Annotated in this window: 15 protein-coding genes and 2 pseudogenes; 6 read left to right on the top strand and 11 right to left on the bottom strand. The window is 70.3% G+C overall.

Annotated features, from left to right (window positions below):
* Positions 1-46: 46 nt before the first annotated feature.
* The 4 genes and pseudogenes from AB0K14_RS05000 to AB0K14_RS04985 form a co-directional block, all read right to left on the bottom strand.
* Positions 47-2902 (bottom strand): glycoside hydrolase family 48 protein, encoded by a 2856-nt coding sequence (locus AB0K14_RS05000; RefSeq protein WP_360462695.1) that lies wholly within the window; start codon positions 2900-2902, stop codon positions 47-49.
* Positions 2903-3101: 199 nt separating this feature from the next.
* Positions 3102-6050, bottom strand: coding sequence for a glycoside hydrolase family 9 protein (locus AB0K14_RS04995; protein WP_360462698.1), 2949 nt, complete (start codon positions 6048-6050; stop codon positions 3102-3104).
* A 214-nt stretch (positions 6051-6264) separates the two neighbouring features.
* On the bottom strand, positions 6265-6552 hold the full coding sequence (locus AB0K14_RS04990; RefSeq protein ID WP_360462734.1) for a cellulose binding domain-containing protein: 288 nt from the start codon (positions 6550-6552) through the stop codon (positions 6265-6267).
* 120 nt (positions 6553-6672) lie between these two features.
* A pseudogene (locus AB0K14_RS04985) lies at positions 6673-8508 on the bottom strand (glycoside hydrolase family 3 N-terminal domain-containing protein); the annotation flags it as partial.
* 428 nt (positions 8509-8936) lie between these two features.
* On the opposite strand from AB0K14_RS04985, the gene AB0K14_RS04980 reads away from it, so the two are divergent.
* The 3 genes from AB0K14_RS04980 (at position 8937) to AB0K14_RS04970 (ending at position 11147) form a co-directional block, all read left to right on the top strand.
* Positions 8937-10373, top strand: a complete 1437-nt coding sequence (locus AB0K14_RS04980) for a glycoside hydrolase family 6 protein (protein ID WP_360462701.1) — start codon at positions 8937-8939, stop codon at positions 10371-10373.
* An 82-nt stretch (positions 10374-10455) separates the two neighbouring features.
* Positions 10456-10761: a hypothetical protein gene (locus AB0K14_RS04975; protein ID WP_360462704.1), complete on the top strand. Its 306-nt coding sequence runs from the start codon at positions 10456-10458 to the stop codon at positions 10759-10761.
* Positions 10758-11147 carry a YchJ family metal-binding protein gene (locus tag AB0K14_RS04970; protein ID WP_360462707.1) on the top strand — a complete coding sequence of 130 codons (390 nt, stop codon included), beginning with the start codon at positions 10758-10760 and terminating at the stop codon, positions 11145-11147. The genes AB0K14_RS04975 and AB0K14_RS04970 overlap by 4 nt, the downstream gene beginning before the upstream one ends.
* 151 nt (positions 11148-11298) lie before the next feature.
* Here AB0K14_RS04970 and AB0K14_RS04965 read toward each other — a convergent pair whose 3' ends face one another.
* The 6 genes from AB0K14_RS04965 to AB0K14_RS04940 all read right to left on the bottom strand — a co-directional run bounded on the left by AB0K14_RS04965 (position 11299) and on the right by AB0K14_RS04940 (position 17534).
* Positions 11299-12393, bottom strand: a complete 1095-nt coding sequence (locus AB0K14_RS04965; RefSeq protein ID WP_360462710.1) for an MlaD family protein — start codon at positions 12391-12393, stop codon at positions 11299-11301.
* Positions 12393-13340, bottom strand: a complete 948-nt coding sequence (locus AB0K14_RS04960; RefSeq protein WP_360462736.1) for an MCE family protein — start codon at positions 13338-13340, stop codon at positions 12393-12395. Before AB0K14_RS04960 ends, AB0K14_RS04965 begins: the two co-directional genes overlap by 1 nt.
* A 14-nt stretch (positions 13341-13354) precedes the next feature.
* On the bottom strand, positions 13355-14380 hold the full coding sequence (locus AB0K14_RS04955; protein WP_360462713.1) for an MCE family protein: 1026 nt from the start codon (positions 14378-14380) through the stop codon (positions 13355-13357).
* Positions 14380-15360, bottom strand: a complete 981-nt coding sequence (locus AB0K14_RS04950) for an MCE family protein (protein ID WP_360462716.1) — start codon at positions 15358-15360, stop codon at positions 14380-14382. The genes AB0K14_RS04955 and AB0K14_RS04950 overlap by 1 nt, the downstream gene beginning before the upstream one ends.
* Positions 15357-16373 (bottom strand): MCE family protein, encoded by a 1017-nt coding sequence (locus AB0K14_RS04945; protein ID WP_360462719.1) that lies wholly within the window; start codon positions 16371-16373, stop codon positions 15357-15359. The genes AB0K14_RS04950 and AB0K14_RS04945 overlap by 4 nt, the downstream gene beginning before the upstream one ends.
* Before the next feature lie 66 nt (positions 16374-16439).
* A complete protein-coding gene (locus AB0K14_RS04940) occupies positions 16440-17534 on the bottom strand; it encodes an MCE family protein (protein ID WP_360462722.1) in 1095 nt (364 codons plus the stop codon).
* Between the two features lie 376 nt (positions 17535-17910).
* Between AB0K14_RS04940 and AB0K14_RS04935 the strand changes: the two are divergent.
* A pseudogene (locus AB0K14_RS04935) lies at positions 17911-18522 on the top strand (AMP-binding protein); the annotation flags it as partial.
* 132 nt (positions 18523-18654) lie between these two features.
* Positions 18655-19941, top strand: coding sequence for a helix-turn-helix domain-containing protein (locus AB0K14_RS04930; RefSeq protein WP_360462725.1), 1287 nt, complete (start codon positions 18655-18657; stop codon positions 19939-19941).
* Here AB0K14_RS04930 and AB0K14_RS04925 read toward each other — a convergent pair.
* The gene (locus AB0K14_RS04925) at positions 19910-20536 is read right to left on the bottom strand and encodes a hypothetical protein (protein ID WP_360462728.1); all 627 of its coding nucleotides are present in this window, start codon (positions 20534-20536) and stop codon (positions 19910-19912) included. The genes AB0K14_RS04930 and AB0K14_RS04925 overlap by 32 nt on opposite strands.
* A 242-nt stretch (positions 20537-20778) precedes the next feature.
* On the opposite strand from AB0K14_RS04925, the gene AB0K14_RS04920 reads away from it, so the two are divergent.
* Positions 20779-22011 (top strand): DUF6801 domain-containing protein, encoded by a 1233-nt coding sequence (locus tag AB0K14_RS04920; RefSeq protein ID WP_360462731.1) that lies wholly within the window; start codon positions 20779-20781, stop codon positions 22009-22011.
* The last annotated feature ends 83 nt before the right edge of the window (positions 22012-22094 follow it).

Raw genomic sequence — 22094 nt, 5'->3', positions numbered from 1 at the left:
CCCCCCTCACCACGTCGTGAGGGGGGTGCCGGCGACCTTCTTGGGTCTACCCGAACAGCTCCACGTGCAGCTGGAACGCCGTGGCGATCTCAGCTTGCGCCCAGAACCGGTGGTAGGTGAAGGTCGGCGCGGGGCCGCCGTCCAGGTACGCCTGGACCTTCGGCCAGTCCTTGTCCTGCTTGAACATCGAGCGGATGTCCACGAAGGACACACCGGGCTTGATCTGGTCGCCGTTGGGCATGTCGCCCGACCAGCCCGTCGGAACGTACGGACCCTCACGCGTCGACGTGTTGTAGACGTCGTCGAAGCGGTTGTAGTCCTTGCGCTGCTCCGGAACCGCGATGCCCTTGTCGTCCTTGTGCGCCAGCATCGCCGTCAAGAGGCCTTCACCGACGGTCTTCGCCTGGGCGTTGCCCGACTTGGCCGCGTAGTTGAGGAGCGTCTTGGCGTAGGACGCGGCGATGCCGACGTCCTGGCTGTGGTTGTCCACGGTCACCCGCAGGCCCGCGTTGGCGCCGGGGTTGGTGGCGTTCCAGTTGTCCGGGGTGCCCGTCCAGGTCAGGTCGTTCGGGATCTGGAACTGGCCGCCGGTGCCGACGGTGGTGTTCGCGATGGCCCAGGGGACCCACTTGTCGAGGATCTTCTTGGCCGTCGCGTTGCCCGTCTTCTCGTACAGGGCGGCGGTGCGCTCCATCTGCCACGCCTGGAAGCCGAACCAGCGGTTCGACGGCGGGTCGCGCCACACCGGGTGGGCGTCGTAGTACATGCCGTAGAACGTCGGCGTGCCCGCCGGCGGAGCGGCGTACTGGCCCTCCCAGCTGTTCGTGACACCGCCGGCGATGGCGCCGTCGGCCGACTGCAGCCACTGCAGCATCTCCAGCTGGCGGGTCATCGACGTGGCCCAGTCCTGCTGGCCGGTCGCCGACTTCGGCTTCAGCGCGGGCACGTTCGCCAACGCGTAGGCCGCCAACGGGTTCTGGTAGCCCTGGTGCGACGCGCCGTCACCGATGCGCCACGCCCAACCCGCGGACGTGTCGGTCGCGCCGCCCCACGCGTAGTACCAGGACATCAGGTAGTGCGCGCTGTCCTTGCCGGTACCCGCCGGGCAGCTGGTGCTGGCGCAGTTGCCGATCTTCTTGAAGTACTTGTCGAACATGGCGTAGCGGAGGTAGTCGCCCATCTTGGCGGCCTTCTCCAGCTCGGGCGCGACCTCGGCGGCCTTGCCCTGCTCGGTCGCCCACTCCTGCGCCAGCATGGCCACCTGCACCGCACGCGCGTCGGCGTCCGGGGCGTTGGTGTACTTCCACTGCTTGGCGTAGGTGGCGTCCTTGGTGAACAGGTCGAGGAAGCCGTTGGGGCCACCGTGCGCGAAGGTGTCGCAGGACGGCTGCGGGATGGTCTCCCACACCGACTCCGACGAACCGCGCTGGTAGGTGTTGATGTACGCGGGCGCCGCGTCGGACTCGTCGCCGCACCGGCCGAAGCCGTAGGTGTTGTCGACGTCGAGCAGCCAGTGCATGCCGTAGATGTCGCTGTTGCCGTAAGCCGCCTTCAGCTCGGCCGCGATCGGGTCGCGACCCACCGGCACGCCGGAGTCCAGCACCGACGGGTACTGGTCCATCCGCGGGTGCTCGGGAGCGTACGTCGCGGGCTTGGACGCGTCGTACTTGTCGTTGGTCGGCTGGTCCGCCTTGGCCGGGATGATGTACTTCTCCATCGAGGCCCAGGCCTTCTTGAACGGCGCCCAGTCACCCACGATCTTGCCGTAGCTGGCCTCCAGCCACAGGTAGTAGCTGAACGCCTCGGACGTGGTCTGGTGACCGTGGTCCGGCGCCTCGACCATCAGCGTCTCGATCGAGTGGTACGGCACCTTCAGGCCATCGGAGAAGGTGCGGAAGTAGCCGCTCGCCGGGTCGTTGATCTTGGCGTAGAGGTCCAGGAACTCCTGCTCGAACGGCGAGGTGTCGGCGCTGGTCTCGCGGACCTCGACCGTCGCCGCGGCCGCACCGGTGGCGCTCGCGATGAAGGTGGCCGTGGCCAGTGCGCCGCCGTTGGCCGCCGAGGTGACCGTGACGTTCTGCTTGGTCGACCAGTTGGTCGGCGTGAACGTCAGCGAGACCGGGCCGGCCGTGAGGTCGGTGCTGCCGCCCGAACGCCCCACGGTGACCGTCACGTTCGCGGTCGGCGCGGTGGCCAGCGAGACCCCGAAGGTGCCGGTGCCGCCCTGCCGCACGGTCAGCGACGCCGGGCTCGCCTGGATCGCCTGACCCGCGATGACGCGGATGCTCGCGATGCTGGAGTTGCCGATGCCGCCCTTGTCATCCGTGGCGCGGGCCACGATCGCGTGCTCGCCCACGGTCGCGCCGGTCCACGAACCCGTGTACGGGGAGCTCGTGTCGGTCGCGACGACCACGCCGTCGGCCAGGAACTCGACCTTGGAGACGGTGCCGTCGGTGTCCGAGGCGGTGGCCGCCAGCGGGATCGCCTGGCCGGACTGGAACGTCTGCGCCGGCGTCGGCGACGTCAGCGTCGCCGTCGGGTCGACGTTGACGTTCGGACCGGTGCAGCGGGTGCCGTTGAGGGCGAAGTCCGTGGGCGGCCGGTTCTGGCCGGTCCACGAGCCGTTGAAGCCCGGCGTGACGGTGGCGCCCGTGCCGAGGTTCGGTGCCCAGCCCGGTGCGGCAACGGTCACGCCGGTGCCGCTCTGCGAGAACGTGCCGTTCCAGCCCTGCTGAACGCGCTGGCCGTCCGGGAAGGTCCACGTGAGGCGCCAGTTGTTGACCGCGTCGCCCTCGTTGCGGACGGACACGTTGGCGCCGAAGCCACCCTGCCACTGGTTGGTGACCTGGTAGTTGACCGTACATGCGACGGCCGCGTTCGCCACCGGCGCGACGAACGGCATAACACCCGCGGCAGTTGTCGCCGCGACTATCAGCGCGAGCGGACCGGTGCGCAACCGTCCCGCTCTGGTGCGGTACCTCATGCGTCCTCCTCCTGCACGGATCAGCCATTGACCCGCGAAGCTTGAAAGGGGCGTGGCGGGGAGTGGGGTCGGCACGGGACGCCTGGGCGCGCAGAACGCCCCGTGCCGAGTCTGGGTGCTAGGGCTCGACGCCCCAGGCGAGGGAACCGCCGGTGTAGGCGGTCACCCGGTCGAAGTCGGTGAGGGTCGCGCTGACCCGGTAGCTGTGGTCGTCGGCCTGGTTGAAGGTCGACCAGTCGGACTTGGCCACCCGCAACTGGATGTCGCCGGTGCTCGCGCCCGGCGCGAGGCTGCCCGCGGTGAACGACACCTGGAGGTAGGAGTCCGCGCCGGGTCGCGCGTTGGGCAGCTTCACCACGGTGGCGCGCACGTTCGCGCAGCCGACCACGGCCCAGTCGCAGAACACCTGGTAGTTGGCGTTGGCCGTGTCACCGGTGAACCAGTACCGGGCGGTGACGGTGGACCGGTCGACCGCCGTCGTGCCGCGGTTGACCAGGGCGAGCGTCGCGCCGATCTGGTTGGCGCTCGCCGCGCCGTTGCCGCGCTGCTGCACGACGACCGGGCCGGTCGCGCCGCCCGGCGTGGTGCGGAACGCGACCGCGGTGCTGGGCGAGGAGATGTTGCCCGAGGTGTCCTTGGCGCGGACGGTGAAGGTGTACGCGGTGTCGGCGGTGAGTCCGGTCAGCTGGTGGCTCAGCCCCGTGGTGGTGGCCGCGACCGTGCCGTCCGGGCGGAGGACCTCGTAGCCCGCCACGGCCTCGTTGTCCGTGGAGGCGGTCCAGGTCAGCGTCGCACCGGTGGACGTGATCGCGGAGACGGACAGTCCACCCGGGACGGTCGGCGACTCGCGGTCGCCGTTGGTGTCGGTGGTGACCACGGTGATCACCGCGCTCGCGGCGGACCGGTTGCCCGCGGCGTCCTTCGCCCGCACGGTGAACGTGTGGGAGGTCGCCGGGGCCAGGCCGGTGAGCTGGAACGTCGGGGTGACCGGGGCACCCACGACCGTGCCGTCCGCCCGCAGCACGTCGTAGCCGGTCACCCCGACGTTGTCGGTGGACGCGGTCCAGGTCAGCGTCGCGCTGGTGGCGCCGACGTTGGACGCGCGCAGTCCGGTCGGGACGGTGGGGGCCTCGCGGTCCTCCACGGCCGGACCGGGTTCCTTGCCCCACTGCACCTGGCCGTCCTGCACGAGCACCACGCGGTCGGTCAGCGCGACGGTGTTGCCCGTGCCCAGGCCGGTGTAGGACCAGTCGTTGGTCGGGTCCCAGGTGCCCGTGCTGGTGATGCGGAACTGCACCTCGTGCCGGTGCGCGGACTGGCCGCCGGGGTAGACGCCCGGGCACGGCACGTCCACGTAGTACACCGAACCGCTGTGCTGCCTGGGAGCGCTCGGCGTGCCGCACTGGTTGTAGTTCGTGGCGACCGTGACCTGGTTCGGCGTGGTCGCGCCGTCGAGGGTGAAGTAGTAGCGCAGCGAGCCGTTGAACATCCGGGCGGGCCAGGCGGACTTGTTGAGCACGAACGCCTTGATCTCGGTGAAGCCGGGCGCGCTCTGGTTGACCGAGGCCTGCACGGTCAGCTCGGGGCCGTCGGTGGCCTCGGCGACCGGGAAGTTCGCCGACGGCGTGCCGCCGTACTCCTTGTACAGCCGGGCGAGCGCGCCGGTGAAGGCGGCGTTGTAGTCCAGCGCGACCTCGTTGGCGACGAAGTCGGTGCGGTCGTCCTTGTACGCGTCGTTGTTCGTGCCGGGACCGCCGACCAGCGCGCCGTACAGGACGTGCCTGCTGGTCACCGGTTCCTGCATGGTGTCGGCCCACGCGCCGTGCGCGGTGCGGTGGTGCGGGTTGCGCGGCGGTGTGGCGCCGAAGCCGACGACGTAGCTGGCGTTGCGCGGGTTGTCGCCCAGGGCGTAGTTGATCTGCCGCGCGCCGAAGTCGTGGTAGGTGGTCGCCCTCGCGGCGTCGCGCTCGCGCAGCCAGTCGCTGTAGACCAGCGCGACGAACGCGGTGTTGGCCGCGTACCGCAGCGAGCCCCAGGTGTCGAGGTGCGCCTGGCCGCCGGGCGAGTAGCGCACGCGGCTGCCGTTGTAGCCGGTGGTCCAGTAGTCCAGCCAGCGGTTGGCGTCGGCGACGTACTCGGCCTCGCCGGTGAGCTTGGCCATCAGGGCGTACGCGCCGTAGGACTTGTCGTCCCAGGCGATGGTCCACCGGTAGGACCGCGTGGTGGTCTGCGGTTCGGTGGCCAGCTTCGGGTACTCCGCCTTGGCCTTGGCCAGGTAGCTCGCGTCACCGGTCGCCCGGTACAGCCAGATCGCGCCCCACACGAGCTCGTCCTGGTAGCCGCTCCAGGAGTTGTAGAACTTCGAGGCGTCGGTGATGCAGGAGCTGTACTTGCCGCGGTAGGTGTCGGCGAAGCTGTAGAGCTGCTTGGCGTGGGTCAGCAGCGTGGCCGCGTAGGCGGGGTCGGTCTGCTTGAACACCATCGAGGCCGACGCCATCGCCGCCGCGTACTCGCCCGCGAGGTCCGAGCCGGGACAGGACGCGTCCACCTTGTACGACGGGCGCGGCATCTGCATGACCTCCGCGGCGCCCCACCACTTGTGGTCGTCGTCGCCCGCGCCGACCTGCCCGTACACCACGTTCGGCGACGGGTGCGCCTTGATGATCCAGTCCGTGCCCCACTTGAGGTTGGCCATCAGGTGCCGCAGCTGACCCGAGCTCTCGTAGGCGTCGCGGTTCTCCACCGCGCCCCACGCGAGCATCGACATCGTGGCCGCGAACGGGAGGCCGAACTTGACGTGGTCGCCCGCGTCGTAGAAACCGCCCGAGAGGTCCAGGCCCACGTCGCTGCCGTCGCGCAACGCCGAGTCGCCGCGCCAGTTCACCCGGTTGTCCGCAGGGAGGTCGCCGGAACGCTGGGCGTCGTAGAACCAGATCGACTTCTGCAGGGCCTCGCCGTAGTTGAACGCGGGCGCGGCCGTCGCGGACGGCTGGAACGGGGTCAGCGTCAAGGCGCTGACCAGCACGGCTAGCGTGCCGGCCAGTGCTCCGGACATGCGTCGTCGCATGCGGTGCCTCCAAGGGGCAGGGCGGTGGAGGTTTCTGGGAGCGCTCCCAGTCCGGGACTGTAACCGCATAGAAACACCGTGAAAAGAGGGTTCAGCCACAAAGCCTTGACAAGTTCGACCCGAAGGCCCCCAGGCCATGGGCCGAATGTCGTCCCACGCTGAGCCGAATGACGCAGCGTGGGGGAGCGCTCCCAGAAAGTGACCACGGCGGGTGCTACCTCGCCCGGCAGGTCAGCTCGGGCGTGCCGGCCGACCCGCTCGCGGTGTACCCGAAGGACCCCGAAGCCGCGGGGGCGAGCGTGCCGTTCCAGCCCACGTCGTCCACGGACACCGACGTGCCGGTCTGGGTGAGCCTGCCGTTCCACAGCGAGTTGATCGTCTGGTCGCCCGGCCTCGTCCAGGTGACCGTCCAGCCGTTCAGCCGGGCGGTGCCGGTGTTGGTCACCGTGACGTCGGCCTGGAAACCGCCCTGCCAGGAGCCGGTGACGCGGGCGGTGGCCACGCAGCCGCCGGGCGGCGGTGCGGTGGTCGTCGTTGTCGAGGTGGTCGTGGTGGTGGTTGTCGAAGTCGTCGTTGTCGATGTGGTGGTGGTCGTCGTCGTGCTGCTGGTCGTGGTCGGGCCGTAGCTCAGGCCGTGCCCGAGCGGGTAGAGGGCGGCCTTGCCGTCACCGGCGTTGATCGGCTGCTGGGAGCCGCTGTTCATCCAGGTCACGGGCAACTTGCCGGTCGGGTTGAAGTCGCCGAACAACACGTCGGCCACGCCCCGGCCCTCGGTGCCCGGCAACCACGAGGCGAGCAGCGCGTCCCAGTCGGCGACCTGGTTCGCGACGTCCATCGGACGCCCCGACACCAGCACGACGACCACCGGGATGCCCGTCGACCGCAGCCGGTTGATCGTCTCCAGGTCCTCGCGGTCCAGGGCCAGGCCGTTGGGCCGGTCACCCTGGCCCTCGGCGTACGGGGTCTCCCCCACCACCGCGATGGCCGCGGTGTACGAGCCGTCCACCCCGGCGCCGTACCGGTCGTGGGTGATCGTCGCGCGCGAGCCGGCCAGGTCGCGGATGCCCTGGAGGATCGTGGTGCCGGGGGTGGTGTTGCCGCTGCCGCCCTGCCAGGAGATCGTCCAGCCGCCGCTCTGGTAGCCGATGTTGTCGGCCGACTTGCCCGCCACGAAGTACTTGCCGGACTTGGCCAGCGGCAGCACGCCGTCGTTGCGCAGCAGCACCTGCGACTGCCGCACCGCCTGGCGGGCCAGGTCCCGGTGCGCCGCCGAACCGATCGTCGAGGTGAGCGAGCGGTCGGTCAGCGGGCGCTCGAACAGGCCCAGTTCGAACTTCTTGGTCAGGATGCGGCGGTTGGCGTCGTCGATCCGCGCGGTGGTCACCCGGCCCGCCTGCACCTCGGCCTTGAGCAGGCCGGTGAACCTCCGGTAGTCGGTCGGGACCATGACCATGTCGATGCCCGCGTTGACCGCCGCGGCGACCTCGGCGCCGGTGAACCCGGTGGCGCCGTCGATCTGGTCGATGCCCGCCCAGTCCGACACCACGAACCCGGTGAAGCCGAGCTCGCCCTTGAGCAGGTCGGTGATCAGGTAGCGGTGGCCGTGCGCCTTGACGCCGTTCCAGCTGCTGTAGGAGATCATCACCGAGCCGACGCCGCGGTCGACGGCGGCCTTGAACGGCGGCAGGTGCACCGTGCGCAACTCCTGCTCGGTGATCCGCGCGTCGCCCTGGTCGTCGCCGCCCGCGGTGCCGCCGTCACCGATGAAGTGCTTGGCGGTGGCGAGCACGGAGCTGGGCGTGCCGCCGAGCGTCGCCCCCTGGAGGCCGTCGACGTAGGTGGTCATCGCGGTGGGGATCTCCGGCACCTCGCCGAACGACTCGTAGGTCCGGCCCCACCGGTCGTCGCGCGCCACGCACAGGCAGGGCGCGAAGTTCCAGTCGATGCCGGTGCCCGCCACCTCGGTCGCGGTGACCGCGCCGATGCGCTTGACCAGCTCCGGGTCGCGGGTGGCACCCAGGCCGATGTTGTGCGGGAAGATCGTCGCGCCGCGCACGTTGTTGTGCCCGTGCACGGCGTCCACGCCGTAGATCAGCGGGATGCCCAGCGGGGTCGACATGGCGGTGCGCTGGAAGTTGTCGTACATGTCGGCCCAGGCCTGGGGCGTGTTCGAGCTGGGCGCGGAGCCGCCGCCGGACAGCAGCGAACCGATCCGGTAGGTGGCCAGGTCGGTGACGGAGTCGAGCGCGCCGCGGTCGACCTGGGTCATCTGGCCGATCTTGTCGTCCAGCGACATGCGGGCGAGCAGCTGCTCGACCCGCGGGTCGGCCTGGGCCGCGACCTGCGCGGTGGCCACCGGTCGCAGGTGCGGCACGAGCACGGTGGCGGCGAGGGCGACGGCCGCCAGGAGGGCCGTCACCACCGCCACCGCGACGGGTCGGGAGGGAGTGCGCGTCATTGCGTTGCCTCCGGGTCGGGAACGGGTGCACAGGGTGCTGGGAGCGTTCCCAGACTAAGATTGTCCGGTTTTCTGCACCAGAGGTGCGCTTTTCGGCTCATCGCCGCTGCGGCCGCACGGCGTAATTCCCGGAAATTTCGCCGACGACTTCGGCTGGTCCGTGACCTGGGTCTCACTCACTCGTTCGGAGTAGTCAGCACCGCAAATACGTACACAAAGTAGTGAGCACCACGTTCGACTGTGCCTTACCCGTCTCAGCCATGGTTCATCCGGCGTTCACTTCACGGAATGTGAGAAACGGCGGGAGCCCACCGTCGACCTCGACCCCTTTTCATCACCGTTTACCAGTGGCTACAGTCCTGCCACCTGGGAGCGCTCCCAGTCGAAGAAGCCGGCCCCCGTTCAGCACCGAAGCTGCGAGGACTCAGATGCGAGCACACGACGCCAACGACGCCGGCAACGGCGGCCGTAGGCCACGGCACAAGGCCAGGTTGGCCGCGGCGGGCGCGCTGTCCAGCGCGTTGGTCGCCAGTGCCGTGGCACTGGTCCTCGGCGGTGGTGCTACCACCGCGCAAGCAGCCGACTCGGCGTTCTACGTCGACCCGAACACCTCAGCGGCGAGGTGGGTCGCGCAGAACCCGAACGACTCGCGAGCGGCGGTGATCCGTGACCGGATCGTCAACACCCCGCAGGCGCGGTGGTACACCACCACCAACACCTCCGAGGTCAGGGGGCAGGTCGACGCGTTCGTGGGTGCCGCGGCGGCGGCCGGGAAGATTCCGATCCTGGTCGTCTACAACGTGCCCAACCGGGACTGCGGGGGCGCGAGCGGCGGCGGCGCGCCCTCGCACTCGGCTTACCGGACGTGGATCGACCAGGTGTCCGCGGGTATCGCGGGTCGCCCGGCGGCGATCGTCCTGGAACCCGACGTGCTGCCGATCATGACCAACTGCCAGACCCCTGCCCAGCAGACCGAGACGATGGCGTCGATGGCCTACGCGGGCAAGAGGCTCAAGAACGGCTCCGCGCAGACGAAGGTGTACTTCGACATCGGCCACTCCGCGTGGCTGACCCCGTCCGAAGCCGTGCAGCGACTGCGCGGCGCGGACATCGCCAACAGCGCCGACGGCATCGCCACCAACGTGTCGAACTACCGGCACACGCGTGACGAGGTCGCGTTCGCCAAGGCCGTGCTCAACGGGCTGGGCGACTCGCGGTTCAAGGCGGTCGTCGACACCAGCCGCAACGGCAACGGACCGTTGGGCGACGAGTGGTGCGACCCGGCGGGCCGGGCGATCGGCACGGCGAGCACGACCAACACCGGTGACTCGCAGATCGACGCCTTCCTGTGGATCAAGCTGCCGGGTGAGGCCGACGGCTGCATCGCGGGTGCGGGCCAGTTCGTGCCGCAGCGGGCGTACGACATGGCGGTGGCGGCCGGTCCGACCAGCACCACGACGTCCTTGAGCACGTCGAGGTCGACCACCACTTCCACCACGACCACCACTACTACTTCCACGACCACTTCCACCACGACCACGACATCGCCTCCAGGGGGCGCATGTCGGGTGACGCACCGCGTGGTGAGCCAGTGGTCGGGCGGTTACACCGGCGAGATCGTCATCGAGAACCGGGGCGCGGCGATCAACGGCTGGACCCTGACGTTCTCCGCGCCCGGTGTGACCGTTTCCCAGGGCTGGAACGGGACGTGGACCGACGGCGGCGACATCGTCCGCGTCGGCAACGCGGCCTGGAACGGCGGACTCGCGACCGGTGGTACCGCGACCATCGGTTACAACGCGAGCTTCAGCGGCGGTACCCCACCGTTCACTTCTCCCACTCTGAACGGTGCGGCGTGCGGCTGACGCCGTAGCCAGCCCTCGAAGCGGCTCCCCTCCCCGACTGGCAGTCAACGGGAGGGGGCCGCTTCCCTTATATCCTGGTCCCGTGACCGAACAGATGTCCGTCGCGCGGGGCGTGGCCCTGGCGGGCGACCCGGACGACGCGGTGCGCGAGGCGCTGTCGACCGATCCCGGCGCGCCCGCCGAGGCGTTGGCGCTGCTGGCCGACGACCCGCGCCCGGCGATCCGGGCGAACCTGCTGGCCAACCCCTCCGTGCCCGCCGACCTGCGGTACCAGGTGCACGCGTCGCTGTCGGCACAGGCCGCGGCCGGTGACCGTGAGGCGGAGAACGCGCTGGCGTGGGTCCGCTACGACCGTTCCGGCCGCACGGCGTGCGACCGACCGGAATGAGCACGTCCGACAGCGTCCGTCGCTGCCCGTGCGGCCAGGGCGAGCCGTACGGGGCGTGCTGCGGGCCGTTGCACCGGGGCAGTCGCCAGGCGCCCACCGCCGAGGCCCTCATGCGCTCCCGCTACAGCGCCTTCGCGGTGGGTGACGAGGACTACCTGCTGGCCACCTGGCACCCCACCACCCGGCCGGCCTCGCTCGACCTCGACCCGGACCAGCGCTGGACCCACCTGGAGATCCTGTCCCGCACCGACGGCACCCTGTTCCAGACGACGGGCACGGTCGAGTTCCGCGCCCACTACCGCCTGCACGGCCAACGCGACGTGCTGCACGAGAACAGCCGCTTCGTCCGCGAGAACGGTTCTTGGCTCTACCTCTCCCCCGTCTGACCCTCCTGAACGTTCAACTCGGAGGGCCTGAACGTAGGACACGCGCGTTCCGAACGTAGGACACGCGCGAGTCGTACCTCCACGTCGCGCGTGTCCTACGTTCAGAACAGCCGTGTCCTACGTTCAGGCCCCCCGAATTCAACGCTCAGGTTCAGCGTGGGGCGTTCTGGGAGCCTCGGACGCCGGTGGCGGAGCCGCGCGGGAGGGTGCACGCGGCACCGGTGTTGAACGGGCCGGCGGACGTGTCCAGGCCGCCCTTGCGGGGTGTGCCCTCGTAGCCCGTCACGCACGGCGCAGGTTCGAAGAACGTCAGGGCCAAGCCGAACCGCGCCTGGCCGGACCCGACCGCCGAAGCGCCCACCGACACCGCGTCGGGGACCGTCACCAGGACCTCCTCCAGCGCGCCCTGCCGGGTGACCAGCACGTCCGCGGTGGTCAGGAGGTTGGCCAGGACGATCCCGAGGTTGGGCCCCGACTCCCGCAGCAGGGCGCTCACCTCGGCCGACGCCCCCGGCACCGCGCCGATCAGCCGCCGCAGGTCGCCGTCCGCCGCACGCAGCCGGGACGCCACCAGCAGGGCGCTGTCGGCGAACGAGTTGATCGCCGCCGAGTGGTCCACCTGCGTCTGCAACACCGCCGCGGAGTCGTTCAGCAGCCGCGTGGTCTGCGGCAGGTGCGCACCCGCGGTCGCGATGAACTCCGTCGTCGCGTCCAGCAGCACCTGCAGGTCCGGCCCGGTACCCCGCAACGCCTGGTCCAGCTCGTCCACGACGGTGCGCAACGACTCCACCGGCACCGAGCGCGCCAGGTCGTCCAGGCTGGTCAGCACCTGCTCCACCGGCAACGGCAACCGCGTGCTCGACCGCGGGATCACCGATCCGTCCCCCAGGTACGGTCCCCCGCTCCCGCGCGGCCGCAGGTCGACGTACTGCTCCCCCACCGCCGAGCGGTTGGCGACCACGGCCTCCAGGTCCGTCGGGATCCGCGGCGCGCCCGCCCCGATGCGCAGCTCGACCTCGACCTGCCCGTCACCCAACCGGATCGGACCGACCCGCCCCACCGGCACACCGCGGTAGGTCACCTCACCGCCGGTGAACAGGCCTCCCGTCCGGGCCAGCTCCAGCCGGACCACGTACCCGTCGTCCACGACCACGAGCCCCACGTACTTCGCGCCCACGTAGCTGACGCCGAGCAGCGCGATGACCGCGAACAGCGCGACCTGCAACCTGATCCGCCGGGTGATCATCAACGCGCTCCAGGTTCGAGGGTCAGGTACGTGTTGAGGTAGTCACCCTTGATGCCGTCCAGCACGGCGTCGGTGAACGGGAACGTCAGCAGCATCTCCAACGACTGCGGCAGGTTCTGCCCCGACTCGGCCAGCCGCCGCAACGTGGGCTCCAACGCCCGCAGGTCGGCCACCAGGTCGTCCCGGCTGCGGTCCACCGTGCCCACCGCGACGTCGGACAGCTCCCGCAACGCGTTCAGCAGCCCGACCAACTGCCCGCGCTGGTCGTTCAGCACCCGCAGACCGGGTTCCAGCCCGTCCAGCACCTCGCCGATGTCCTCCTTGCGCGACTCCAACGACGACGCGAGCTTGTCCATCCCGTCCAGGGCACGCGCGATCTCCCCCTTGTGCGAGTCCATCGCACCCACGAAGGAGTTCACCGTGGACAGCAGCGACCGCACCGCCGCCTCGTTGCCGGACAACGCCGCGCTCAGCTCCCGCGAGATGTCCTGGATCTGCGCGATCCCGCCGCCGTTGAGCAGCATCGACAACGCGCCGAACACCTCTTCCACCTCGGGGTTGCGGTTGGTCCGCGCCACCGGGATCACCGCGCCGTCCACCAGCGGCGACGCCGACCGCTCGGCCGGCACGGCCAGCTCCACGTACTTCTCCCCCAGCAGGCTCGACTGCCGCAACCGCCCGAGGGCGTTGGCCGGCAGCAGCACGTCACCGCGCACCGCGACCCGCACCAACGCCGTGGAGCCGTCCTCGGACAACGCGATGTCCTCGACCTTGCCCACCGGCACGTCGTCCACCTTCACCCCGGCGTGCGGCACGAGGTCGAGCACGTCGTCGAACTCGACGGTGACCCGGTACGGCCGGTCGCCGAGGTCGGCGCCGCCGGGCAGCGGCAGGTCGTACGCGCTGGGCATCGCCGAGCACCCGGTCAGCACCAGCACCAGCCCCACCGCCGCCGACCGCCTCACCGCGAACCTCCTGGCACACCTGCACCGCCGGGCACGCTCAGCAGGTTGGTCACGAACTCGTTCAGGTTGGCCCGCGCGGTCAACGTCCCGGTCGCCGGGTCGTAGGCGTTCACCACGTTGTGCAACGCGACCGGCGCGACCTCCAGCACCTCGGCCATCGATTCCTGCTGCCGCACCAGGATTCCGGTCAACACCGCCAGATCCTCCACACTGGACCGGACCCGGCCGCGGTTGTCGTGCACGAAACCCCGCACCTGCTCCAGGGCCGTCGCCAGCTCGCCCAACGCCGCGGCCAGGTCGTCCCGCTCGGCCGCGAAGAACCCGGACACGTCGGCCAGCTGCTCGGCCAGCCGCCCCACCTGCTCGTCGTTCGCGGCGAGCATCGAGGTGAACGACTGGAGGTGGTCCACCGTCCCGAACAGGTCGTCGCGCGACCCGGCCAACGTCTTCGCCGCGTCCGCGAGCTGCCGGATCGACTCGCCCAACGCGCCACCGGTGCCGTCGAGGTTCTCCGCGCCCGTGCGCAGCAGGTCGGACAACGCGCCCTCGCGGTTGGCCCCGTTCGGGCCGAGCGCGGTCAACAACGTGTCGAGGCTCGCGTACAACTCGTCCAGCTCGACCGTGCCCGCCGTGCGCGCGCTGGTGATCACCGCCCCGGAACCGATCTTGTCACCACCGGTGTAGACGGGCGTGAGCTGCACGTACCGGTCGGCCACGATGTTCGGCGACACGACCGCGGCACGGGCGTCCGCGGGCACATCCACGCCGTGGTCGAGCTCCAGCTCCACCCGCACCGCCCCGCCTTCGGGCAGTACGCCGACCACCCGGCCGACCTTCACCCCGAGCACCCGCACGTCGGAGCCCTCGTACACGCCCACGGCGGCGGTGAAGTAGGCCGCGACACGGGTCGTCGCGGGACGCAGGAAGATCCACCACACCGCCGCCGTCGCGACGAGCACCAGCACGAACCCCTGGGCGAGCCCGACCACCAGGCGGCGGTTGCCCCGTGTGCGCACGAACATCAGCGGCCTCCGGTCGGGCAGTCGCGCCGCGCGCCGGGATCGACCACGAGACCGCACAGGTAGGTGTCCACCCACTGGCCGTTGCCCAGCGCGTTGTTCAGCACCCGGTAGTACGGCCCGGCCAGCGCGAGGCCGCGGTTCAGCGCGTCCTGGTTGTCCCGCAGCACGTCGGTGACGCGTTCCAGCTGCTCCAACGCGGGCCGCAGCTGCTCGTTGTTGTCCGCCACCAGACCGGACAGCTGGCGGGACAGCTCCCGCGTCCCGTCGAGGAGCCGGCCGATCGCGTCACGGCGGTGCCCGATCTCCTCCAGCAGCAGGTTGCCGTCGGTGATGAGCGCGGCGAAGTCGTCGTTGCGCTCCGCCAGCGCCCCGCTGACCTGGTTCGCGCCCTTGATCAACGACGCCAGCTGCTCGTCGCGCGACGAGATCGTCCTCGACAGCGACGACAGCCCTTCCAACGCCTGCCGCACGTGCTCCGGCGAGTCGCGGAAGGTGTCCGACAGCACCTGGAAGCTCTGCGCCAGCTGGTCGGTGTCGATCCCGCCGACCGTGGTCGACAACCCGCCGAACGCCTCGACCACGTCGTACGGCGAGGTGGTGCGCTCCACCGGGATGGTGCCGGTGAGCGGTTCGCGGCCCTCGGAGTCCAGCGCCAGGTACTTCTGCCCGAGCAGGGTCTTGATCCTGATCTCGGCCCGGCTGCGGTCGCCCAGCTCGACGCCGCCGACCCGGAACGTCACCCGGACCCGGCCCCCGTGCAGCTCGACGTCGGTCACCGCGCCCACCTTCATGCCCGCGACGCGGACCTCGTCGTCCACGCGCAGGCCGGCCGCCTCGGTGAACTCGGCGGTGTGCCTGGCGCCGCCGCCGAAGAACGGCAGGTCCTCCAGGAAGAAGGTGAGCAGGGCGGTGACCGCGATGGCCAGGAGGCCGACGGCCCCCAGCAGCACCGGTCCGCGTTCGACCCTCTTGGACGTCATCGGTGGCACCTCGATTCGGTGACGGGGAGGCCCACCGGCGGTCCGCCGGGCGCGGGCGGCGCCTGCGAGGAGGCGAAGCAGAGGTAGAAGTTGAGCCAGGAGCCGTGGGACGCGGTGCGGCCGATCGCCTCGAACTTCACCGGCAGGTTCCGGATGAACGGCTCCAGCTCGGGCGCGTCGGCGAGGTTGCCCGCGAGCAGCCCGAGCGCCGCGATGTCCTCCTTGAGCGGTTGGCGTCCCTGTTCCAGCAACGACGCCGTGCTGTCGCTCAACGCCGCGAGGCCGGTGATGGCGTTGCCGATCGGCTGCCGGTCCGCGGCGAACCCCGACACCAGCTGCCGCATCGACGTCAGCAGCGAGCCGAACCGGTCGTCGCGGGAGTTGACCGTCTCCAGCACCGCGTTCAGGTTCTCCACGACCTTGCCGATGACGTCGTCCTTGGCGGCCAGGGTGGAGGTGAGCGACGCCGTGTGCGCGAGCAGGCTCTCCACGGTCCCGCCCTCGCCCTGCAACACCTGGATGATCTCGTGGGAGAGCTTGTTGACGTCTTCCGGGTCGAGCGCCTGGAACAGCGGCTTGAACCCGTTGAACAGGGTGGTCAGGTCGAGCGCCGGGGTGGTCCGCTCGACCGGGATGAGGCCGCCGTGCGGCAACCTCGCGTCGATCCGCCCGGCGGGCTGCTCCAGCGCGATGTACCGCTGGCCCACCAGGTTGCGGTACTTGATGGTCGCGGTGACGTCAGCGGACAGCGACCGGCCGTCGGCGACCGAGAAGCCGACGTCGACCAGCTCGTCGTCCACCAGCTCCAGCGACTCCACCTGGCCGACCTTCACCCCGGACATGCGCACGTCGTCGCCCTCCGCCAACGCCGTGACGTCGGTGAACCGGGCCTGGTACAGCGCCGTCGACCCGACCTGGCTGCCCGCGATGGTGGCCGCCAGGAACCCGGTCGCGGCGACGGTGACGACGACGAACACCAGGAACTTGGTCAAGGGCGCGGCAACGTTCCTCATCGGTGCCCCCTCATTTGGGCCCCCTCATCTGCGCCTTCTCATCTGCGCCCCCTCATGTGCGTCCCCTCATTCGGCGACCAGCAGACCGGCCCAGTCGGGCACCTGGTCCGGTGCGACGGCGTTGACCGGACCGGCCGGGCAGTGCGGCGCACCACCCCGGCGGTGCACCGGCTCGTCCCGGCCGGGGACGTACGCCCGGCCCGGCGGCACGACGGTGACCCCCGCGTGCACGCCCGGCTGGTCCGTGCCCTTGCCGAGCACCTGGTCCATCCGCGGCCGGAGGGCGTTGACCGCGCTCAGCACGCACCCGAACTCGGGCGAGTAGGTGGCGAACAGCTCCACCGTCGGCCGGGCCCGGTCGGACAGCGCGACCAGCGTCTCGCCGTTGTCCCGGACGAACCCGGTCAGGTCGGCGGACGCCGTGGTGAGGCTGGAGTACAGCGCGTCGAGGTCCGCGCGTTGCTCGGCGAGCGTGCGGCTGACCGCGGTGGCGTCCGTCAACGCCCGCACCAGGTCCGGGCCGGCGTCGGCGTACACGCCGGTGACGTCGGCGAACTTGGTGATGTCCTCCTTGAGCACCGGCAGCTGCGGGTTGAGCTCGCGCAGGTACGCGTCCAGCTCCACGATCGCCTGCCCCAGCGTCGCGCCGCGCCCGTCCAGCGCCTGCGCCACCGAGGTCAGCGCGGTGGACAGCTTGTCCGGCCGCACGGCCTGCAAGGTGGGCAACAGGTCGGCGAGCACCCGTTCCAGCTCGATCGCCCCGGACGTGCGGTCCTGCTCGATCACGGCGCCCTCGTCCAGCGCGCCGGCCGGGTCGTGCGGGAGTTCGAGGCTGACGAACCGCTCGCCGAACAACGTCTTGGGCAGCAGCCGGGCGGACACGTTCGCCGGGATGCGGCCGACCTGGTCCGGGTGCAGGCCCAGTTCCACCTCGGCGCCGTCGCCGCGCGAGCGGATCGCCCGCACCTCGCCGACCAGCACGCCGAGCAGCTTCACGTCCGACTCCGCCTGGAGCTGGTTACCGACGTGGTCGGTGCGCAGCAGCACGGTGACCCGCGGGGTGAACACCTTCTGGTACGCCGCGACGGACAAACCGCACAGCGCGACCAGGAGGGCCGCGAACAGCAGTCCCAGCAGGCGTCGACGCAATGCCACGGGCATTCTCCGAAAGGTGTCGTGAATAATCCGAAAATAACGTTACCGACGAGTACGTTACTAACGGACGTCGCACCGCACAAGCAGCCGCAAAAGCTTGTCAGGCACGTGACAAAGTTGCCCGGCCGAACACTCACCCGGATACAAAAAGCCGACCGCGCCCTGGCGCCGCACCCCACCTTGCGGCTACCAATGTTTGGCGTTGTCGACGATGGGGGGTGCACGCGTGTCCTATCTGACGCACTGCGTTCGGGTGCTGCACCGCGCCGGAATGGTCCAACCGCTCAGGCCCGGCCGGGCGGTGCGGTCGCTGGTCGAGGTGCGGGCGTGGGGGCCGATGCTCGGGTCGGTGCGGCGTGCCGTGCGCGAGCAGCCCGGGGCCACCGCGGTGGTGCTGGTGCCGACGATGCTCCGGCGCATCCTCGACCTCGGTCCGCTGGAGCTGGAGTCGCACGACCTGTCCGCGCTGCGGGTGGTGCTCAGCCCCGGCGCCGACCTGCCCGCGCCGCCGGCCGCCGAGGCGGCCCGGCGGTTCGGCGAGGTCGTGTACGACCTGTGCGGGTCGACCGAGGTGGCGGTGGCGGCCGTGGCCACGCCGGACGACCTGCGCGCGGCACCGGGCACGGTCGGTCGGCCGCCGCGCACGTGCCGGGTGAGCGTCAACGACGAGCAGGGCCGCCGGATCACCGAGCCGGGCGTGGTGGGCCGGGTGTTCGTGGGCAGCCGGCTGCGGTTCAGCGGCTACTCCGACGGTGGGGCCAAGGACGTCGTCGACGGCCTGGTGAGCACCGGCGACCTCGGCCACTTCGACCGGCACGGCCGGTTGTTCGTCGACGGTCGCGAGGACGACATGATCGCCTCGGGCGGCGAGAACGTGTACCCGAGCGAGGTGGAGCACCTGCCGGCCAGGCACAAGGTGCCCCGCGAGGTCGTGCTGACGACGTCGCTGCCGCGCAACGCGACCGGGAAGGTGTTGCGCCGGGAGCTCCGCTAGCGCCGTTTTTGTCATCCGACGCACGACAACAGTGGCGACTTTGTCATCCGAGTGCACCTGGTTGACAACTTTTCATGATCAAAAATACAGTGTTCGGAATCACACCCAATCGTTTGGTGGTGGGCGAACAGCATGAACAGAACCGGAGAACTCCGAGCCTCCGAGTTACCGCTCATCGGGAACGCGGACCTGTGGGAGCAGCTGCCCGCCGACCTGGCGCCGAAGTTCCGCGCCAGGGCCGGTGACGTGGCCGTGGACATGGTCCGGGAAATCCAGGACCAGATCGCCGAATATTCGCAGAAGCTGGAGGGGATGTTCGGCCAAGTGGTGGTCGAGGGCGTGGAACAGGCGATCCACCAGTTCATCGACCGGATGGTGGACCCGACCGCGCAGCGCGAGGACCGGGCCAAGCTCTTCCGCCTGCTGGGCAAGCTGGAGGTGAGCGCGGGCCGCAGCCTCGACCTGCTCCAGACCGCCTACCGGATCGGCGCACGGGTGGCGTGGCGGCGGATCTCCGAGTTCGGGCAGGTCGAACGCGTGCCGCTGGCCACCATGTGCCTGATCGCCGAGGCGATCTTCGCCTACATCGACGAGCTGTCCCTGCGGTCGATGGAGGGGTACGCCGAGGCGCAGGCCAGGCACGCGGGCGCGTTGCAGCGGCGGCGCAAGCGGTTGCTGGAGCTGCTCCTGGGCGAACCCGGCTACCACCCGAACGCCCTGGCGGAGCTGGCCGAGGCGGCGCACTGGCCGTTGCCGGACAAGGTGCTGGTGGTGGCGCTGGAACGGCGCACCGACCAGCACCAGCTGCCGATACCGGCGCTGCACGAGGACATCCTGATGGATCTGGAGGGCGGCGAGCCGTGCCTGCTACTCACCGACCCGGAACGGCAGCTGGTCGCGTTGGAGCAGAAGCTCGGCGGGTGGCGCGCGGCCGTGGGACCGGTCGTGCCGCTGACCTCGGCGCGGCAGTCGCTGCGCTGGGCGCGACGCACCATCACCCTGATCCAGTCCGGCGTGATCGCGGACCGACCGATGGTGGACACCACCGAGCACCTGTCGACGTTGCTGCTGCTCGGCGACGAGGAGCTGGTGCGTGAACTGGTGAAGCGGACGCTGGCGCCGCTGGACGGGTTGACGCCCAAGCAGCAGCAGCGGATGCGGGAGACGATGACCGCCTGGGTGGAGACGCGGGGCAGCGCGCCGGAGGTCGCGTCGAGCCTGGCCGTGCACCCGCAGACGGTGCGCTACCGGTTGCGGCAGTTGGAGGAGCTGTTCGGGGCCAAGCTGCACGACCCGGACGCGTTGTTCGACATGGGCATCGCGCTGCGGGCGCTGCGGCTGCTGGGCGGCTCGACCGGGCAGCCCCGGGCCGCGGGTCCGCCGGGGTTCACGGGACCGCAGGGAGCAAGGTCAGCGTGAGGTCGATCGCGTTGCCCGGACCGGAGATCAGGCCGGTCATCAGCGGGTCCAACCGCTCACGACCCTGGCAGCCGGTGAAAGGCGGGATCGGGTAGACGCCCTTCATCCGCATCTTCGCCAGCTCGAACGGGCCTTCGAGGTCGATCGAGGCGGGTTCGACGGTCCGGCACGTCTGGCCGACGTCCAGCGGCTGGGCGTTGACGGCGACCTCGCTGAGCTCGATGTCGAGCTTGGAGTTCGCCTTGACCTGGCCGTCCTTGATGGTGCCGGTGACCTTGCCGACCGGGATCAGGTCGGTGCGCGCGGTGTTGGGCACGAAGCCGAACACGATGAAGTAGCCGTAGCTCGGCGGCAACCACAGGTCGCCGGTGATCGTGCCGTTGGCCAGGTCGATCTCGGCTTCGAGGGTGCCGGGTCCGAGCACGAGGTCGGACTGGAGCCGGTGGATCCGGGTCACCCCGTCGACCTGGTAGGTGAGCTTGATGCCGGCCGCCAACCGCGGTGGGCGGACCTCGGCGTGCCGCACGACCCACGTCGGGGTCCAGACCGCGGCCCACAGCACGGCGACCGCGGCCAGCACCACCGCGACCCTCACCGCACCGCTCCGCTCATTCTTCGAAAGTACTTTCCCCGAGCCGGTGCGCACAAGCACCGAGGAATGATTTGTCATGCGCGTGATAAAGCCTTCGACTGCTTTTGTGCCCGCCTGACATGGCGGGGTAAAACGTGAGAGAAATACTTGCCCCGACTGTTCCGCAAAGCTACCTTACCGACCAGTAGCCCTTGCGGCACAGCGCAAGCCCTCTTTTCCGCACTGCTCTCGACGAGGAGATGCACATGCTGAAACGAACTGGTCGGTCGGTCGTCGGCGCGCTCGCGGTCGCCACCGCGGTCGTGGGCTCGGTGGCGTTCGCCGGCGCGGGCACCGGCACGGCGGCCACCGCCAGCCTGACGTTGGTCTACAACTGCCCGTTCCCCTTGATCGGCCCGCAGGACATGAGCGTCAGGATCGAGGTGGCCGACCTGCCCGACTCGGCCGTGGTCGGTCAGCCGATCCCGGCGTCGAAGGTCACCGCCACCGCGACCGTGCCGGCGACCGCGACACAAGGTCTGACGCTGGTCGGTGCGACGACCGTGGAGGGCACCGCCAAGGCGCGGACGGTGGTGGACAACGTGGGCGCGCCGCACGACATCGTGGCGGACCTGGTGGTGGCCAAGACGAACGTGCCCGCGTCCGGCCCGTTCGACACCGTCGCCACCGGCGGCACTCCCCCGGTCACCTTCACCAACGCGGGCCTCACCACCATCACGGTCGGCAACTTCAGCACCACGTTGACGCCGCGCAAGGCCGACGGCAGCGAGACGGGCCTGGGCACGTTCACCTCCGACTGCACCCTCAAGCCGGACCAGAACACGCGGCTCTACGAGTTCACCGTGACACCGGCGACCGTTCCGACCACCACCACAACCACCACGACCACGACCACTCAGCCGACTACGACCACCACCACGACCCAGCCGACGACCACGACGACGACCACCACCACCGCGCCGAACGACCCGCTGCGGATCACCTACGGCGTCAACGGCTCGTCGACCATCAAGAAGCTGAACTCCCACCTGCCGCTCGGACCGGGCACGCTGGCCACCGAGGTCGACCTGATGGGCGGCAAGTTCGCGGGTGACCTGGCGCTGCCCGACGCGTCCGGCAAGTTCAAGCTGTTCGGCTTCGTGCCGACCACCGCGACCGTGCGGATGATCCCGCAGGGCCGCACGACGGGCACGATCACCGCGGGCGCGGTCACCGCGCGCACCACCGTCGGGATCAAGCTGACCGACGTGCGGGTGCTGGGCATCCAGGTCGTGCGGCCGACCGACCACTGCCAGACCGTCGCGCCGAGCACCATCGACCTGACCTCGAAGCCGGGCTTCGACCCGCTCAACGGCGGCGGCCTCACCGGTTCCTACGAGATCGGCCGGTTCGACCGCTGCGGTCTGGTGACCGCCGTGGTCAACGGCACCATCCCCGGTCCGGGCAACACGCTGGACCTCGACATCGCCAAGCAGTGACCCCACCTCCCCCGCAGCGGGCCGGCGACGCCCGCCCGTCGCGCCGTGGGCATGACCGCGGTTTCCGGGTCGTTCCTCCTGGC

It is taken from the genome of Actinosynnema sp. NPDC050801, from assembly GCF_040673975.1.
GTDB lineage: Bacteria > Actinomycetota > Actinomycetes > Mycobacteriales > Pseudonocardiaceae > Actinosynnema.
Note: the sequence above shows the minus strand (reverse complement) of the source record. Positions and strands in the feature narration are given on the sequence as shown.

Bases quoted from the DNA above. Each gene is read 5' to 3' on its own strand.
- AB0K14_RS04930 (WP_360462725.1), top strand. From the start codon at position 18,655: ATGAACAGAACCGGAGAACTCCGAGCCTCCGAGTTACCGCTCATCGGG.
- AB0K14_RS04920 (WP_360462731.1), top strand. From the start codon at position 20,779: ATGCTGAAACGAACTGGTCGGTCGGTCGTCGGCGCGCTCGCGGTCGCC.
- AB0K14_RS04970 (WP_360462707.1), top strand. From the start codon at position 10,758: ATGAGCACGTCCGACAGCGTCCGTCGCTGCCCGTGCGGCCAGGGCGAG.
- AB0K14_RS04940 (WP_360462722.1), bottom strand. From the start codon at position 17,534: ATGCCCGTGGCATTGCGTCGACGCCTGCTGGGACTGCTGTTCGCGGCC.
- AB0K14_RS05000 (WP_360462695.1), bottom strand. From the start codon at position 2,902: ATGCCGTTCGTCGCGCCGGTGGCGAACGCGGCCGTCGCATGTACGGTC.
- AB0K14_RS04995 (WP_360462698.1), bottom strand. From the start codon at position 6,050: ATGCGACGACGCATGTCCGGAGCACTGGCCGGCACGCTAGCCGTGCTG.
- AB0K14_RS04965 (WP_360462710.1), bottom strand. From the start codon at position 12,393: ATGATCACCCGGCGGATCAGGTTGCAGGTCGCGCTGTTCGCGGTCATC.
- AB0K14_RS04950 (WP_360462716.1), bottom strand. From the start codon at position 15,360: ATGACGTCCAAGAGGGTCGAACGCGGACCGGTGCTGCTGGGGGCCGTC.
- AB0K14_RS04945 (WP_360462719.1), bottom strand. From the start codon at position 16,373: ATGAGGAACGTTGCCGCGCCCTTGACCAAGTTCCTGGTGTTCGTCGTC.
- AB0K14_RS04980 (WP_360462701.1), top strand. From the start codon at position 8,937: ATGCGAGCACACGACGCCAACGACGCCGGCAACGGCGGCCGTAGGCCA.
- AB0K14_RS04955 (WP_360462713.1), bottom strand. From the start codon at position 14,380: ATGTTCGTGCGCACACGGGGCAACCGCCGCCTGGTGGTCGGGCTCGCC.